Source organism: Streptococcus sp. CP1998 (genome assembly GCF_041026655.1).
Taxonomy (GTDB): domain Bacteria; phylum Bacillota; class Bacilli; order Lactobacillales; family Streptococcaceae; genus Streptococcus; species Streptococcus dentalis.
Genome location: NZ_CP163380.1, coordinates 234,282 through 250,460, shown reverse-complemented (window position 1 = coordinate 250,460; position 16,179 = coordinate 234,282). Strand labels below are relative to the sequence as shown.

Annotated in this window: 19 protein-coding genes, 1 tRNA gene and 1 other RNA gene; 7 read left to right on the top strand and 14 right to left on the bottom strand. The window is 40.2% G+C overall.

Annotated features, from left to right (window positions below):
* Positions 1 to 32: 32 nt before the first annotated feature.
* From AB4X21_RS01420 to AB4X21_RS01365, 12 genes are all read right to left on the bottom strand, one after another.
* Positions 33 to 2,252 carry a bifunctional (p)ppGpp synthetase/guanosine-3',5'-bis(diphosphate) 3'-pyrophosphohydrolase gene (locus AB4X21_RS01420; protein ID WP_003013723.1) on the bottom strand — a complete coding sequence of 740 codons (2,220 nt, stop codon included), beginning with the start codon at positions 2,250 to 2,252 and terminating at the stop codon, positions 33 to 35.
* Positions 2,253 to 2,335: 83 nt separating this feature from the next.
* Positions 2,336 to 2,629, bottom strand: a complete 294-nt coding sequence (locus AB4X21_RS01415; protein ID WP_369088060.1) for a hypothetical protein — start codon at positions 2,627 to 2,629, stop codon at positions 2,336 to 2,338.
* Positions 2,616 to 3,005: a hypothetical protein gene (locus AB4X21_RS01410; protein WP_369088059.1), complete on the bottom strand. Its 390-nt coding sequence runs from the start codon at positions 3,003 to 3,005 to the stop codon at positions 2,616 to 2,618. The genes AB4X21_RS01415 and AB4X21_RS01410 overlap by 14 nt, the downstream gene beginning before the upstream one ends.
* A 3-nt stretch (positions 3,006 to 3,008) precedes the next feature.
* Complete coding sequence (locus AB4X21_RS01405; protein WP_369088058.1) at positions 3,009 to 4,325, bottom strand: hypothetical protein; 1,317 nt, start codon at positions 4,323 to 4,325, stop codon at positions 3,009 to 3,011.
* 2 nt (positions 4,326 to 4,327) lie between these two features.
* Positions 4,328 to 4,720, bottom strand: coding sequence for a DUF1310 family protein (locus tag AB4X21_RS01400; RefSeq protein ID WP_041826210.1), 393 nt, complete (start codon positions 4,718 to 4,720; stop codon positions 4,328 to 4,330).
* A 192-nt stretch (positions 4,721 to 4,912) separates the two neighbouring features.
* Positions 4,913 to 5,308: a DUF1310 family protein gene (locus AB4X21_RS01395; protein WP_369088057.1), complete on the bottom strand. Its 396-nt coding sequence runs from the start codon at positions 5,306 to 5,308 to the stop codon at positions 4,913 to 4,915.
* A gap of 57 nt (positions 5,309 to 5,365) precedes the next feature.
* Positions 5,366 to 5,758, bottom strand: coding sequence for a DUF1310 family protein (locus AB4X21_RS01390; protein ID WP_369088056.1), 393 nt, complete (start codon positions 5,756 to 5,758; stop codon positions 5,366 to 5,368).
* A 90-nt stretch (positions 5,759 to 5,848) separates the two neighbouring features.
* Complete coding sequence (locus tag AB4X21_RS01385) at positions 5,849 to 6,592, bottom strand: 16S rRNA (uracil(1498)-N(3))-methyltransferase (RefSeq protein ID WP_369088055.1); 744 nt, start codon at positions 6,590 to 6,592, stop codon at positions 5,849 to 5,851.
* A 1-nt stretch (position 6,593) separates the two neighbouring features.
* Positions 6,594 to 7,544, bottom strand: coding sequence for a 50S ribosomal protein L11 methyltransferase (gene prmA / locus AB4X21_RS01380; RefSeq protein WP_369088356.1), 951 nt, complete (start codon positions 7,542 to 7,544; stop codon positions 6,594 to 6,596).
* A gap of 137 nt (positions 7,545 to 7,681) precedes the next feature.
* The gene (locus AB4X21_RS01375) at positions 7,682 to 8,155 is read right to left on the bottom strand and encodes a GNAT family N-acetyltransferase (protein ID WP_369088054.1); all 474 of its coding nucleotides are present in this window, start codon (positions 8,153 to 8,155) and stop codon (positions 7,682 to 7,684) included.
* Positions 8,152 to 8,592 (bottom strand): NUDIX hydrolase, encoded by a 441-nt coding sequence (locus tag AB4X21_RS01370; protein WP_369088053.1) that lies wholly within the window; start codon positions 8,590 to 8,592, stop codon positions 8,152 to 8,154. Before AB4X21_RS01370 ends, AB4X21_RS01375 begins: the two co-directional genes overlap by 4 nt.
* Positions 8,593 to 8,604: 12 nt before the next feature.
* Entirely contained in the window at positions 8,605 to 9,075 is a 471-nt protein-coding gene (locus AB4X21_RS01365; protein ID WP_369088052.1) for a DUF3013 family protein, read from the bottom strand.
* Positions 9,076 to 9,189: 114 nt separating this feature from the next.
* Here AB4X21_RS01365 and AB4X21_RS01360 point away from each other — a divergent pair, with 114 nt between their 5' ends.
* From AB4X21_RS01360 to AB4X21_RS01330, 7 genes are all read left to right on the top strand, one after another.
* On the top strand, positions 9,190 to 10,461 hold the full coding sequence (locus tag AB4X21_RS01360; RefSeq protein ID WP_369088051.1) for a replication-associated recombination protein A: 1,272 nt from the start codon (positions 9,190 to 9,192) through the stop codon (positions 10,459 to 10,461).
* Positions 10,462 to 10,527: 66 nt separating this feature from the next.
* Positions 10,528 to 10,720: non-coding RNA, 6S RNA (ssrS, locus tag AB4X21_RS01355), on the top strand.
* Between the two features lie 5 nt (positions 10,721 to 10,725).
* Positions 10,726 to 10,798: transfer RNA gene (locus tag AB4X21_RS01350), tRNA-Lys, on the top strand.
* 96 nt (positions 10,799 to 10,894) lie between these two features.
* The gene (locus tag AB4X21_RS01345) at positions 10,895 to 11,308 is read left to right on the top strand and encodes a helix-turn-helix domain-containing protein (protein WP_081103087.1); all 414 of its coding nucleotides are present in this window, start codon (positions 10,895 to 10,897) and stop codon (positions 11,306 to 11,308) included.
* A gap of 322 nt (positions 11,309 to 11,630) precedes the next feature.
* Positions 11,631 to 12,641 (top strand): YeiH family protein, encoded by a 1,011-nt coding sequence (locus AB4X21_RS01340; RefSeq protein ID WP_031576934.1) that lies wholly within the window; start codon positions 11,631 to 11,633, stop codon positions 12,639 to 12,641.
* Positions 12,642 to 13,159: 518 nt separating this feature from the next.
* The gene (locus AB4X21_RS01335) at positions 13,160 to 13,576 is read left to right on the top strand and encodes a helix-turn-helix domain-containing protein (protein WP_225305933.1); all 417 of its coding nucleotides are present in this window, start codon (positions 13,160 to 13,162) and stop codon (positions 13,574 to 13,576) included.
* 218 nt (positions 13,577 to 13,794) lie between these two features.
* Positions 13,795 to 14,310 (top strand): DUF308 domain-containing protein, encoded by a 516-nt coding sequence (locus tag AB4X21_RS01330; protein WP_369088050.1) that lies wholly within the window; start codon positions 13,795 to 13,797, stop codon positions 14,308 to 14,310.
* A gap of 533 nt (positions 14,311 to 14,843) precedes the next feature.
* On the opposite strand, the gene AB4X21_RS01325 is transcribed toward AB4X21_RS01330, so the two are convergent.
* Positions 14,844 to 15,383 (bottom strand): T6SS immunity protein Tdi1 domain-containing protein, encoded by a 540-nt coding sequence (locus AB4X21_RS01325; RefSeq protein WP_049473943.1) that lies wholly within the window; start codon positions 15,381 to 15,383, stop codon positions 14,844 to 14,846.
* A gap of 125 nt (positions 15,384 to 15,508) precedes the next feature.
* Positions 15,509 to 15,994: an immunity protein YezG family protein gene (locus AB4X21_RS01320; protein WP_009732100.1), complete on the bottom strand. Its 486-nt coding sequence runs from the start codon at positions 15,992 to 15,994 to the stop codon at positions 15,509 to 15,511.
* Positions 15,995 to 16,179: the final 185 nt, after the last annotated feature.

The following is a 16,179-nucleotide window of genomic DNA, read 5'->3' as shown; positions in this document are numbered from 1 at the left end:
TAACGCAGTATGAAGTCGATTTCCGCAGAAGACTAGCCGTTGGTACGCTTAACAGAGTACACCTCCGGCACACTCTTAATCTTATCCACAACTGTTGTCAACATAGACAAGTTTGGAATCCCAAAGGAAATGTGGATATTGGCAAATTTCATATCTTTGGTTGGCTGGGCATTGACGGTTGAGACCATCTTAGCTGTATTGGAGAGGACTTGTAGTACATCGTTCAGAAGTCCGGCACGGTTGAGTCCGTATATATCGATGTGAGCAATGTAGTCCTTGGTCGTATTGTTATCTTCCCATTCTACATCGATCAAGCGTTGCTCGTAGTTGTCTTGAGCTCGGAGGTTCATACAGTCCTGACGGTGAATGGCAACACCGCGTCCTTTGGTGATGTAGCCGACGATTTCATCACCTGGAACTGGATTACAACACTTAGCAATCCGAATCAAGAGTCCAGAAGCACCTTGGATAACCACGCCACCTTCGTGACGGACCTTCAAGGTGTCTTTTTTATTTTCAACCTTGACCTCGCCACCTTTGACTAGCTCTTCTGCTTCTGCGCGTGCCTTAGCCCGCTCTTCTTCTCGGCGTTCATCCTCCGTCAAGCGGTTAAAGATGGTAATAGCCCCAATCTCTCCAAAACCAATCGCCGCAAACAAGGCTTCTTCTGTCTTGTAACTTGATTTTTGTAGCACTTTGTCCATGTGCTTTTTGTCCATGAACTTATTGGCTACCAAGTCATGCTCGTGGAATTGGGCCATCAAGAGGTCCCGACCACGGTTAATCGACAATTCCTTGTCTTGATTTTTAAAGAATTGACGGATCTTGTTGCGCGCCTTGCTAGTTTTAACAAGGGTCAGCCAGTCACGGCTCGGACCAAAGGAGTTGGCATTGGTGATAATCTCCACCTGGTCTCCCGTCCGAAGTTTGGTATTGAGGGGCACCATCCGGCCATTGACCTTGGCACCAATCGCTTTTTCCCCAACCTTGGTGTGGATTTCATAGGCAAAATCGATCGGTCCAGAATCTTTCGGAAGCGAGCGCACAGTTCCATCTGGAGTAAAGACGTAAATCTCTTCTGCCAGGATGTCTTCTTTTACATTTTCAACAAATTCTTTGGCATCGCCTGACTGGTCTTGGAGTTCCATCATCTCCTTGATCCAGTTCATCCCAATAGCCGATTCCTTGCTGTTGACCTGACCCTTGATCCCTTTTTTATAGGCCCAGTGAGCCGCAACCCCATACTCAGCGACTTCGTGCATTTCCTTGGTTCGGATCTGGAATTCAATCGGTCCTTTAGGGCCATATACAGTCGTATGGATAGACTGATAGCCATTGGCCTTACGGTTGGCAATATAGTCCTTAAAACGCCCTGGCATTGGCTTCCAGAGCTCATGGATGTAGCCCAGCATGGCATAGACATCACTTGGAGTGTCCAGGATGCAGCGGATGGCAATCAAGTCATAGATTTCATCAAAGCGTTTCTTTTTATCCTGCATTTTGCGATAGATCGAATAGATATGCTTTGGTCGACCATAAATTTTCCCATGCAGATGACGTTCACCAGCATAAGTCTCAATCTTGTGGACAACCTCTTCGACCAACTCTTCTCGCTCACGACGTTTTTCCTTCATCATATGGGAGATCTTGTAGAATTCGACTTCGTTCAAATAACGGAAAGACAAATCCTCAAGCTCCCACTTAACGCTGGAAATCCCGAGACGGTGGGCTAGTGGCGCATAGATCTCCATGGTCTCACGCGAAATGCGCTCTTGCTTATCCTTGCGCAAATGCTTGAGGGTACGCATATTATGCAAGCGGTCTGCCAATTTGACCAAAATGACACGGATATCTTGAGACATGGCCATGAGCATCTTGCGATGGTTTTCCGCCAACTGCTCTTCATGGGACTTGTACTTGACCTTCCCGAGCTTGGTCACCCCATCGACAATCACGCGCACATCATGACCAAATTCGCGCTCTAAATCATCTAAAGTCGCATCCGTATCTTCTACGACATCATGCAAAAAGCCACAGGCGACCGTCACAGCATCCAGTTTCAGCTTGGCAAGGATTCCTGCCACTTGAATTGGGTGAATGATATAAGGCTCGCCAGACTGACGGAATTGTCCATTATGGCAATCAACCGCATAGACCAAAGCCTTTTGCACAAAAGCAACATCTTCAGGTGATAAATATTTTTTTGTAAGGGCAACGACTTGGTCCCCTGTTAAATTCTCTTCTTTCGGCATGTATTTTCTCCAGTTTCTTGGATACTATTTTAACACTTTTAGAAGCAGATGGGAACCAATGAAGCTACTTTAATATACGGATACTACTTTGTCTTACAAAACTCTTGCAAAGCGTTTAACTCCAATTTCTTTCTTTCAACCCCTTCTTTAACAGAGTTTGAAAATTTTCCAGCCAAATCCGAATCAATAGTTCCAATAACCTGATCTAGAGAACTTTCAAGTTCTGTTAAACTAGATAAAATTCTTTTTTTAATGCTTCTTTGGTCAGCAGTTGCCTTTGTTAAGGCTATTTTCCCCATAAATTTAACACTAAGAAGAGCTGCCATGAAACGCTTATCTTCGTATGTTAAATCATTTGTAAGATCAATTTTCGACATACATCTCCTTTCGTAATTTTGCAATCTCATTCGCATATTTTTCAGAGGCTACCTGTAATTCTTTTTGTTTTAACTGATGCGCTTCCTCAATATGAGCTAGTTTGTGATAGTGCTCTGCATTCAATTCTTCATAAACATCTGATAATTCCCGATAATAATCCGATAAAATTTCCGTATTACCCATCGTCTTAGAGAAATATCCGACTTCCTCTTCCATCATTTCAATGTTTTGTTTTGTAAAACAATACTGATCATGGATATGATTCATTCTTTTCTCTAGTTCTTTCATTTCCAATTTTAATTTTTCTTCAGTACCATTCCATTTTTCTTCTACTTCTCTAATCGCATTAATGTATTCAATCTCTTTGTTACCCATTCTTTACCATTGCAATTGAAGTTGGCTTGCCAGAGCAACATCCGTGCCTATTACAGTTGCAATTCCTTTCGCTATGTCTGTTGATAGACTAAAAATACTTTCTTTTATTTCTAGAGTATCTTTTTTAATTTTTTTTAATTCTGTGATGCGATTCGTCTCAATCGTTTCTTTTGTTGCACCAATTTGAGCAAGTGCGCTTATGATATCACTTTCTGTACAACGGGTCCCTAATACAGTTGAACGGCAAGAAATTAATAACGTCTCCCAGGTTCCTTTTATATCCGCAATACGGAAATCACAGACAGCTAAAATATAATCAGAGGCAATGAGGGTAAACTCCTTCAGCGACTCCACTATTCCCATTGCCTGAATGGTATCCATGGAAATGAGGTCATTCCCGGAGAGTCCGCTTTTCTTCCAATTCTCCAATGTTTTTTTCTTTAACTGCAGTTGTTCTTTTGTCTGCTTTATTCGAGCTAACCGATAGTCATCTAAACTCTCTTCTTTGACGTTCAAGTAGCCAGACTTGTAGTCGTAACCACCCCACATATGTTGTTTTCCTAAATTGCCAGCATCCTTACTGTCAATTCGAACAAGTGTTCCAACAACTCCTTCATTCCCTTCTTCAGAATGTTCCCATGTGACCAAGTCACGCTTGTCTATAAAATTAAAAATTTTATATTTAATCTTATCGACCTGTTTCTTTTCTGCATCACTCAACTGTGGATAAAGGTTGGGTGCTTCATATATATAAGCCCCATCAATTCTATCTAAATATTTATCCTCTAAAGAACCCAGTGAAGATTGGATATTTAAGCCCCCTAAAGAATGAGCATAAAATTTGAAACGCGCATTCGGATATCTATCCATTGCTGCTTTTACTTCTTTCGAAGCCGCGTCAAGCTGGGAGGTTTTCCCCGTTTTGATCCCAAGTCTTTTAGCCATTGATATTTGTAATGCAGTCGGGGCATCGGTGAGCACCCAATCATCTACGGCTCCCATGAAATTTTGATCAAATTTAGCTTCTGAGCCCTCAAACAAAACTGTTACTTCATGCACATCCTCTGGTCTGGTTTCCTGAGTGATTTCTTTATCTGTCACAATATAACCATTTAAACCAGATATGTCTCCTAGAAACCGTGCTTCCAAGTCTTGAGGAGAGGTGACCATATCCTTTTCTGGTGGTTGACCCAAAATTTCAGAAACATAGCCTATTCTTCTTTCTTGTTTTCCTTTCCCAATTAAAACATCCTTACCAACATTCAATTTAGAATATTCTTGCCAAGCGATGTCATTTTTTTCTTTGTCTGTGTATACCAAACTTACTCCTCCAATAATTTTCGCAACTCTACAGATCTACTCACTCCCACTTGTTCAATTGGTCCATCCTCGCTATATTTCCTTAAACCAAAATTTTCAGTTATTTCCTTATCTCCATTGATAATGATACGAAACATGATCCCCCCCATTGGATTGTGTTCAATCGTCTTATTATCAATCGCATAGGAGCGAATCTTGCCTTTTGGTGTTAAGGCATCTGGATCTGTTGCCTTTAATTCTTCTTCTATCAACTTTTCTACTTCTTTACTATGCACAATCTCAACCATTTCATTTTGAAAATCAAGATGGTTCTTTACAAGTAGACCTCCCCATACCAAGACTCCTAATAGCAACACTCCAAATATATAACGACCAATTTTTCTTTTTTGTTTCATCTTCATCCTCCATAAAGTGCTAATAGTATCACTTTACACTATTAAGTTTTCAATTTTATTACTCTCACTTTAATTATTCGTAAAAATTTTCAAAAAAAGATCCTTTTAAAAAATCTTTTGTAAATATACAAAGCTCTCAAAGAAAATATATTTCATATTCGAATCGAATATGCTTTTCATATATTTTGATGATCATTTCTTTTCTACCAGATCTTGAAACTCAACAGATTTACTCACTCCCACTTGTTCGATTGGTGCATTCTCACTATCTTTTCGTAATCCAAAATTTTCGGTTATTTCTTTGTCTCCATTAATGATGATACGAAACATAATCCCTCCCATTGGATTGTGTTCAATCGTTTCATCATTAATTTCATACGATTGGATCTTACCTTTTGGTGTTAAGGCATTTGGGTCCAACTCCTTCAGTTCTTCTTCTATTATCTTTTCCACTTCCTTACTATGCAGGATCTGAACCATTTCATGTTGAAATTCAAGATGGTTTTTCACAAGTAAACCTACCCATATCAAAATTCCTAATAGCAACACTCCAAATATATAACGACAATTTTTTATTTTTGGTTTCATCTCCATCCTCATAAATTCCTAGTCGTATCGCTTTACATTATTTAGTTTTCAATTTTATTACTCTTCCATAAGTTCTTGAAACCCTACAGAAGTACTCATCCCTACAGATCTAATCGGTCCATCTTCACTACACTTCCTCAATCCCATACTTCCAGTTATTTCTTTATCTCCATTTATTATCACCTCAAACATAATCCCTCCCATTGGATTGTGTTCGATCGTTTCATCATCAATTTCATACGATTGAATTTTTCCTGTTTCTGTAAACGCGTCCGGATCTTCCTGTTTCAAATCATGTACAATTAACTCTTTCACTTCCTTACTATGTACAATTCGGATCATTTTTTGTTGGAAATCTAGATGATCCTTTACTTTTGACCCAACCCAGATCAAGAGTCCAACAACTAACAAAGAAAATATCAAACGTCGTCTATTCTTTCTTTTATTCATATGCGCCTCTCCTCACTATTATAATTCGTAAAAATTTTTGAAAATAGAAGATTTTTGTAAAAAAACTAACGAAGCGATTCCTTCACTTCGTTAGTTCATTAATTCTGTAACAACACTCACTGCGCTGAGAGCATAGAGTGGTGCTGTTTCTGCTCGCAGGATGCGAGGTCCAAGTCCTGCTAACACTGCTCCTTTAGCTGTAAAACTTTCAATTTCTGCAGGGGAGAGGCCTCCCTCTGGCCCAAAGATAAAGAGCAGTTTGGCCCCCTTTTCAAGACCAGTAATAGCTTGGATGAGGGCAGCTGCTTCTCCTTCTTTGGCAGACTCTTCATAAGCCACCACGATCCGGTCAAACTGATCAAGTTGTGCTAGAAAGTCAGACTTTTTCTCAAATAGGGTAATTCTTGGAACAAGATTCCGCTTGCTTTGTTCCGCTGCCCCAAGGGCGATTTTTTCTAGTTTATCGACCTTCTTTCCCAATTTCTTGCCATCCCACTTGGCAACGGACCAGTCTGCAGGGAAGGCCCAGATTTGGCTGGCACCGAGTTCCGTCACTTTTTGAGTGATAAACTCCAGCTTGTCTCCCTTGGGAAAGCCTGATGCGATGGTCACTTGAACTGGCAGTTCCACATTGTCAGCTAATTCCTCGATTAGCTCCAACTGACGGGCTTCTACATTGACCACGCGCGCCAAGCGCTTGATCCCATCATCAAAGACCAAAGTCACCTCATCATCTTCTTTTAAGCGCATGACCTGAAACATGTGCTTGCTGGTTTCCTTGTCCTCAATGGTGACAGGTGAGCTAGCCAAACCTTTTACAAAATATTGCTGCATGCTAGCCTCCAATCACACCGGAGATATCCTTGGTCTTCTTGAAGACGCAGGCATTCCATTCCCCTTGAATCATGTGAGTTTCAAGGAAAAATCCAGCCGACTCAGCTGACTCACGCACCATGTCCCACTTGTCCTTGATAATGCCACTCATGATGAGATAACCTTCATCCTTGACCAAACGATAGGCATCATCCGTCAGATGGATGAGGATATCCGCCAAGATGTTGGCCACGATAACATCTGCTTCAATCTCCACGCCTTTCAGCAAATCACCTGGGGCCACATGAATGTTTTCCATGCCAGGATTGAGCTCAATATTTTCCTGAGCGACGCAAACCGCCACATCATCCAAGTCATAAGCAAAGATTTCCTTAGCACCTAGAAGGGAGCTAGCAATGGAAAGGGCACCGGATCCAGTCCCTACATCTAATACCGTTTCCCCACCACGAAGAACCTGCTCTAAGGCAAAAAGGCTCATCTTAGTGGTTGGGTGGGTTCCTGTTCCAAAGGCCATACCAGGATCCAGCTTGATAATCTTTTCTCCAGCAGTCGCCTCATAGTCTGTCCATGACGGCACGATGGTCAAGTCATGGGTGATGCGAGCTGGTTCATAGTATTTCTTCCAGTTGTCTGCCCAGTCTTCCTCAGCCAAGGCAGTCGTACCCGTCTTGACCTCTCCTAGATCCATAAAATCCGTCAATTCTGCTAAGCGAGCCTGCAAATCCGCTTCAACCGCTGCTACATCAACCGTTTCCGGGTAGTAAGCGGTCACCACGATCTCTTCTTGCTGCTCGACATCAGGAAAGATCTCACCAAAGCGGTCCACATTGCCCACATAGTCCATGCTGTCTTCAATCGCAACCCCTTGAGCGCCTAACTCAATCAAGAGGTTGGAGACCAGCTCCTCCCCTTCACGCTTCACTGTAACTTTTAACTCTTGCCATGTTTCCATCATTAAGATACCAAGCCCGTAAAACACAAAGCCAAAATAGGAGACTCTCTGAAGACGCTTGTGTCTAAGAGAAGTTTATCTTTTTGGCACCGTGTTTAGGGCGGATTCAGTTTAGAAATTAAACTGAACCATCCTTTCTATTTCTCTATCAATTTTTTCATGTAGACCATATCCATACCTTCTTTTTCAGGCTCGATATGGGTTTGATGGTAGCCATTCTTCTCGTAGAAGGCGACCATGCCTGCATCCTGTAACACCGTACACAAATCCCACTGTGTGATGGTTGGAAATTCCTCTTCTAGCAAGCGTAATCCTTCAGATCCATACCCTTTTCCCTGATACGGAGGCAGTATCGCTGCGGTCCCCAACCAAGCTTCTGTTAACTCTTCATTGGTCTGAATTCGTAAAAAACCAATCTTCTCTTCGTTTTCTTTCACAAAGTAGTAATAGCTATTGGGCCGCTCTGCCAGTTTCCATTTGATTCGTTCACGGTCCTCCAGATAAGGATCATATTCATCCTGGTATTTTTCATAAACTGCCTTAAAACTGGCTCTTTGAATGGCAATAATGGTTTCTAAATCTTCCGCCCCTGCTCTCTCAAGTCTTATCATAAACTTTCCTCCACATAATCTCTCACTCGTTCTTGTAATTGGGGAACAACTCGATCTGAAGTTAAAAACTCTTCAAAGCTCACTAACTTATAGCCCTGTCCCTCATCTCCAAAGTCAATGCGATCAAACTCTTCTTGGGCTAGATTGCCAACTAGAAAAACGAACTGTTTCTTCTCATCCAAGATGCCAGGATAGATCCCAGACCAGATGACGTCATCTTTCGACAGTTGAATGTTCAATTCCTCATAAACCTCACGCGCCACACACTCAAAAGGTGTCTCATTTCCTTCCCGACCACCACCCGGCAGGTCCCACATATTGGGGTAAGGAATCGTTTCTTTATCATCACGCAAGATGGTCAAAATTTGCCCCTCACAAATCAAGGCAATTTTACAACCTGTAAATTCGAACCGTGCTGCTATGCAATCCTCAAGCATGAGCTTTCCCTCCTAATATCTCGGATAGGGATAAAAGGTACTTTCTTCTAGGCCAACTTTGCCTTCTTCAAAAACTTCTTGGTTCCAGACGATCTCAAAGCTCTCTGCTTCTTCGTCTGCTAAGAAATCCATGAGCTCATCCAAGGCCAGCTCGGCTGTATCTCGGAGGAAAGTCGCAAAATAGGCTAGAAACTCACGAGACAAGCCTTTTTTAGGCTCATAAGGAATCGCCGTTAAATAGGCATCTTCTTCCACATGAGACTTGGCTGGATTGTAGAAGATGACGGCTTCTTCAAAGAAGATATCCTCGTCAGACTCTTCACCCGCTTCATCAACCAAGGCAACCCCTCCCGTATTCTGTGCTTCCAAGAGAAAAGCCACTTCTACCGCATGGTTTTTCTTATCCCAATTGATCTCAAAGTCAAAGGGAAAGACCTTTTCCATTTCCTCTTCTAAAACATCCAAAAATCCGTATTTAGACATAGCGTCCTCTTTCTAATTTCCCACTTTTAGAGCGGAATATGATACAATAGTTACTACAATCTTACCATAAAAAACTCCTCTTTGAAAGGAGACAAAGCTAGAAAGGAGAAGGAAATGCCCGACAATCTCGCACTCCGTATGCGACCACGGACGATCGATCAAGTCATCGGTCAACAGCACCTGGTTGGAGAAGGCAAAATCATTCGTCGCATGGTCGAGGCCAATCGTCTGTCCTCTATGATTCTCTATGGACCTCCGGGGATCGGAAAGACCAGTATTGCTTCTGCGATCGCAGGAACGACTAAGTATGCCTTTCGGACTTTTAATGCAACGGTTGACAGTAAAAAACGCCTACAAGAAATCGCAGAGGAGGCCAAATTTTCTGGTGGCTTGGTCCTGCTCTTGGACGAAATCCATCGCCTCGATAAAACCAAGCAAGATTTTCTCCTGCCTTTGCTCGAAAGCGGTCTGGTCATCATGATCGGTGCAACGACTGAAAATCCCTTTTTCTCTGTCACACCCGCTATTCGTAGCCGCGTACAAATCTTTGAGTTGGAACCATTGACGACGGAGGAGGTCAAGCAAGCTCTAAAAACGGCGCTGGATGATCCCGAGCGTGGCTTTGATTTTCCAGTCGTGCTCGATGAGGACGCTTTGGATTTCATCGCTACCTCAACCAATGGAGATCTTCGCTCTGCCTTTAATTCTCTCGATCTGGCTGTGCTGTCGACCTCTGAAAATGCAGAAGGGATCCGCCATATTACGCTAGAGATCATGGAAAACAGCCTCCAGCGCAGCTACATCACCATGGACAAAGATGGAGACGGCCACTACGATGTGCTCTCTGCCCTGCAAAAGTCTATCCGTGGTTCAGATGTCGATGCCAGCCTTCACTACGCCGCTCGTTTGATCGAAGCTAGAGATCTACCCAGCCTAGCTCGTCGCTTGACCGTCATCGCTTATGAGGATATTGGCCTGGCCAATCCAGATGCGCAGATCCATACCGTAACAGCCCTTCAGGCAGCGGAGCGCATCGGCTTTCCTGAGGCCCGCATTCTCATCGCCAACATCGTCATCGATCTAGCCCTTTCGCCTAAATCTAACTCAGCCTACGTTGCCATGGACAAGGCCCTGTCTGATCTGAGGACATCTGGCAACCTTCCCATTCCTCGCCACCTCCGCGATGGTCATTATGCTGGAAGCAAGGAACTGGGGAATGCGCAAAACTATAAATATCCCCACAACTACCCTGGCAACTGGGTCAAGCAGGACTACCTGCCAGACAAGCTCAAACACGCGTCCTACTTTATTCCCAATGAAAACGGCAAGTACGAGCGTGCTCTCGGAGCTACCAAGGAGAAGATTGATCAATTCAAGAAAAAGTGACATCGGTTTCAAATAATTGAGATTTTCCCTTGAAATATTTTCAAAATGTGGTATCATATACATATAGAAACGCTGTGGTGTACGACTTCACACTTAAGTGTTGACCGACTATTTTTTGTATTATTAGGGAAACAAAAGACTTCTGGCAGTATGCAGGCCGTTTCACGCGGAAGCAGCTAAGTCAGAGCGAGTTGCCCACCTGCTTAATTGCGCGGGTTCAATACAAATCGTGAAGTATCGGCACCAATACAGCTTTTTATATTTGCCTCCTTAGCTCAGTTGGTAGAGCAGTAGACTCTTAATCTATGGGTCACAGGTTCGAGCCCTGTAGGGGGCATCTACATACAACAGGAAAAAGCCTTGATTTACAAGGCTTTTTTGTTTGTCTATAACTGATTTGCCCCATCATTTGCCCCACATTTTTTTATGAGCAATCTTTCCAGACATCTCTGACTACGAAAAACAAAAAAGCTATCCTACCTTTGCAAATTTAGATAAGATAGCAGAATATTTTAATGCAACTCCAACTCAACTTTTTGGAACAAGTAAGGAGATTGAATTAGAAAAGAGTGTTCTTGAATCGAATGAATACTCTGATAAAGTAAGTGAGATCTTAAAGGCTGTCAAATACATCGAACATTTTCTAGAAACTGATGGACAGTACTTAGAGGATTTACTTTACCTAACAAGAGGCAACCAACTATACACAGAAGATGGAGATGAGTTGTATATTGATCCAACTTCTCAGAAAAGAACATTTCATAACCAATATGAACCTGGTTTTATTGTAGCAAGAGATAAATCCCCACTAGAACTCTTAATTGAAAATAAGGACCTATTAGATTAAAAAAGCGAGGATATGTACTGATCCCAAAAGTTAGACAGAAAAAAATCTAACTTTTGGGATCAGTACATTTTCAACTCTCTTATTTATTTTCTTATCTCACATAATTACTTCACATGTCCAGGCTCATCAAATTCATTTTTTTCAATAACATATGCCACATTTGCATCCTTATTGATCAAAGAACATATATCTATTATATTACAAAAAGCTCTCTGACCGCAAAATTCCGTTAATTTACTACCTTATTCCTACTTTCTATTTTCTATTTTACTTTTCTGATAAATAAGATTATAATAAGGGGTATTTATTTTCGGAGGTTTTTATGTCATTTCTATCAAAAAATTGGGCAGGACTGTTAGCCTGTCTGATCATTTCTATCATCTCTTGGGTTTTAGGAGGCTTTCTGCCTGTTGTGGGAGCACCTGTTTTCGCCATTTTTATCGGAATGATTCTCTACCCCTTTCTCACTCCCTATAAACAACTGGATGCTGGTTTGACTTATAGCTCCAAAAAATTGCTTCAGTATGCTGTTATCTTACTTGGTTTTGGACTCAATATCTCTCAAGTTTTCGCAGTTGGAAAATCTTCCCTTCCTGTCATCCTTTCGACTATTTCTATCGCTTTAATTATTGCTTTCTTTTTCCAACGATTTTTTAACATGGATACAAAGCTAGCTACCTTGATTGGGGTAGGCTCTTCTATCTGTGGCGGTTCTGCCATTGCAGCGACTGCTCCTGTTATTCACGCCAAGGAAAAAGAAGTAGCCCAAGCCATTTCTGTTATCTTTTTCTTCAATGTCTTGGCAGCTCTTATCTTTCCAACTCTAGGTTCTTGGCTCCATCTCTCCAACGAAGGTTTTGCTCTCTTTGCGGGTACTGCGGTCAACGATACTTCCTCTGTAACAGCCACAGCTAGCGCCTGGGATAGTCTGTATCATACCAATACTCTAGAATCTGCAACCATTGTCAAACTGACTCGTACCTTAGCTATTATCCCTATTACTCTCTTCCTCTCCTATTGGCAAAGCCGTCAACAAGACAACAACCAAGGAGTAAAGCTTAAAAAAATCTTCCCCGTTTTCATTCTCTACTTCATCCTAGCTTCTCTGCTAACTACCGTCCTTACTTCTTTTGGTGTTAGCAATAGCTTCTTTTCACCTCTCAAACAGCTCTCCAAATTCCTCATCATCATGGCTATGAGTGCTATTGGTCTCAAAACTAACCTCGTTGCTATGATCAAATCCAGTGGAAAATCCATTCTTCTTGGAGCCCTTTGCTGGATTGCTATCATCCTGACTAGTCTTGGCATGCAATTACTCATCGGTATTTTCTAAGAAAAAAGGGAGCCTAAAGGCTACCTCAGAACGTAGACAGACGTCATTTTTGGCGTTTGTCTTTTTGTATGTTCAAAGATATTTTGTCTTATCATCTACTATTCCATCCAAAAATCTGATTTAAAGCAAAATAAAAAGGGATATTCCCTATCCATTTCGATAATTTTTTCATTAATTTGTTTTTCCATTTTATCCTCCGATTAGTCTCGCACTGATATTTATTGATAACAACACTATATTTCTAGTATAGCATAATCATTAGATATTATAGGTTTTCAAACCAAATGAGAGTCATTCGTTTTTGCCCCATTTTTAAATCATGACATTGGAAATACCTAAAAGTACTTCCCTAAAATCACTTATATTTCAATATTTTTAATTACTCTCAATATGAAAATCCTTTCCAAATCCATGCAGGGGGCATCTAAATCAACAGGAAAAAGCCTTGATTTATAAGGCTTTTTTGCTTGTCTATAACTGATTTGCCCCATCATTTGCCCCACATTTTTTTATGAGCAATCTTTCCAGACATCTCTGATTACGAAAAACAAAAAAGCTATCCTACCTTTGCAAATTTGGATAAGATAGCAGAATATTTTAATGCAACTCCAACCCAACTATTTGGAACTAGTAAAGAGATTGAGTTAGAAAAGAGTGTTCTTGAATCTAATGAATACTCTGATAAAGTAAGTGAGATTTTAAAAGCTGTCAAATACATCGAAGATTTTCTAGAAACTGATGGACAGTACTTAGAGGATTTACTTTACTTAACAAGAGGCAACCAACTATACACAGAAGATGGAGATGAGTTGTATATTGATCCAACTTCTCAGAAAAGAACACTTCATAACCAATATGAACCTGGTTTTATTGAAGCAAGGGATAAATCTCCACTAGAACTCTTAATTGAAAATAAGGAATTGTTTGATAAATAGAAAAAGCGAGGATAACCTCGCTTCAGATTGAAGTTAAAATCTTTAGAAGACACTTTTATAAGGACTTTGTCTTCAATCTGTGAAAAGGAGTGAAAACTCCTTTTCTTTTTGTAAGTCAGACTGAAACTTCCAAATTGTTTATTTATTTTATTGACATTTTCTATAAAAATAAGTACAATAGTTTTATTAGCAAACTATACTATATAGGGGGTATTGAAATGAAATTTTCTAATCGTTTACTGCTATTCCTTGCAGGAGTTGTTTTTGTCCTTTTAGGACTTTTCCTATTTACAAACCCAGTAGCTAATCTTGTTGCTTACAGCTGGTGGATTTCATTTGGTTTACTGGTTTCTTCTATAGCAGCTATTTTAGGCTATTTCTCTGCACCAAAAGAGCTTCGCTCACCTGTTAATCTTTTCCAAGGATTTGTTAGTCTTCTCTTAGCTCTTTACCTCGTTGCTTATGGCTTTGTGACCCTGCCGGTCGTCATTCCGACCATTGTAGGAATTTGGTTAATTGTAGAAGCCATTATTGCTTTCTTTAAAGGCAATCGTCTAGGATTGATTTTCCCTATTATTGGTAGCAATATCACGTGGGTAGCCTTGCTTGAATTTTTACTAGGTCTAGTGATTCTGTTCAATCCAGTGGCTACAGGTGTCTTTGTCGTTTATGTCATTGCCTTTTCATTTTTAGTTACTGGCTTCACCTACATTATTGAGGCCTTTCGTAAATAGTCTAGTTGCTATTTCTATCGCATTCAAAAAAGCTGGGAAATCATATTCTCAGCTTTTTCGTCTCTTTAATTATCACTTTTTCGCATTCCATTCTACGTAGAAATTTGTTTTTCCATTTTATTCTCCAATTTGATCTCGCACTGACATTTATTTATAACAAAACTATATATCTAGAATAGCATAATCATTAGGTATTATAGGTTTTCAAACAAAATACGAGTCATTCGTTTTTGCCCCGCTTTTGCCCCATTTTTAAATCCTGACATTGAAAATACCTAAAAGTATTTCCCTAAAATCAGCTATATTTCAACATTTTTGTTTATTTTCAATATGAAAAGTTCTTACAAATCCATGTAGGGGGTATCTAAATCAACAGGAAAAAGCCTTGATTTATAAGGCTTTTTTGCTTGTCATTTTGTTTTTTGTACCAAATAATTTATATTCACCAAATTAGAGAGTCTCATCCAAAGACTCGTTATTTATCTCACACTCGTTTTCGTCGAAAAAACCACCGCAAGGGTGGTTCTTTTTTATCAATCGTCAAATACTCCGCCTGTGAGTTGGTACATGAGATAAATGTGTTCCAGGACTTTTACTTTATCCATGTGATCCACATCTTTAAAGCCTCCTAATGCCAAGAGCGGGACAAAACCGAAACATTGGTTATAAGACAGAGCACCATGTTTTGATACAGCTTGTCTATATAAATCAAGTTCAAAGTTATCAGTCACATATGAGTTATCTAAATACTGAAGGAAATATTTCAAGCTCTTTATAATAATGTCGCAGTCTTGAAGGTTATATTTTACAATACCAACAAATTCATTCTCTTCCCAAGTAATAATATCTCCAAATGCTGTTACGAACATAGGAAAAGCGATATCTCCTCTGAAATAACTATCTTGGAGAAGTTCAAGATAGTCATCTGGATTAATGACTTTGAGATAACCATCTAAAAAGGTTCCCAAGCCATCTTCCTGCCAAATCTGTAACAACTCAGCAGGGACTTGGTCCTTGTATTTTTCAATAACTTCTTGGGGCATATCTGCCACTTTGATAAAGTTTTCTAGCATGTTTTCCTCCGATTTGATTTTTAGCATCATTTCTCTACAACCATAGTATACCATAAACCATATGTACCAACATTTGTTAAACAACAAGAAAACCACCGCGTAGGTGGTTTATTCTTTAGATATAACTATTTGCCATTATGCTCTCTTTGGAAGGCTTTCATAGCCTTGAACTGTTCTAGTTCTTTTTCATTAGCTGGTTGCTTTCCGAGATATTTATATTCAAAAAAGTCCATTTGTTGACCTGAACTATAATCACTTTCATTCCAAGGTGCATAGTCAAATTCAGCAGATAATTTCGTGCCAATTACTTTTATAGTACAAGAAGTCCACAAAGGTTGGCCTTCTTTCTCAAAAATTTCTCTCAACTCCCAAGCTAATCTAAAGGTGCGTCTTTCTTGATTCCGAAATTCTAAATTAGGAATACCATACCGCTTTGGAATATATAGATTGTAGATATACTCATTTTTCCCCTCTTCATTAAAGAAATAATATACCTCTCCTCCATCAAAAGCTAAACTTATGTTAATAAAAAGATTATCCCATGCTACTGGTATTGTCTCATTAACACTCTGTGCAATCTCACGAATTTTTTCATTAATTTGTTTTTCCATTTTATCCTCCGATTTGTTCTCACGCCGACATTTATTTATAACAACACTATATATCTAGTATAGCATAATCATTAGGTATTATAGATTTTCAAACCAAATGCGAGTCATTCGTTTTTCCCCACTTTTGCCCCATTTTTAAATCCTGACATTGAAAATACCTAAAAGTATTTCCTAAAATCAGCTAT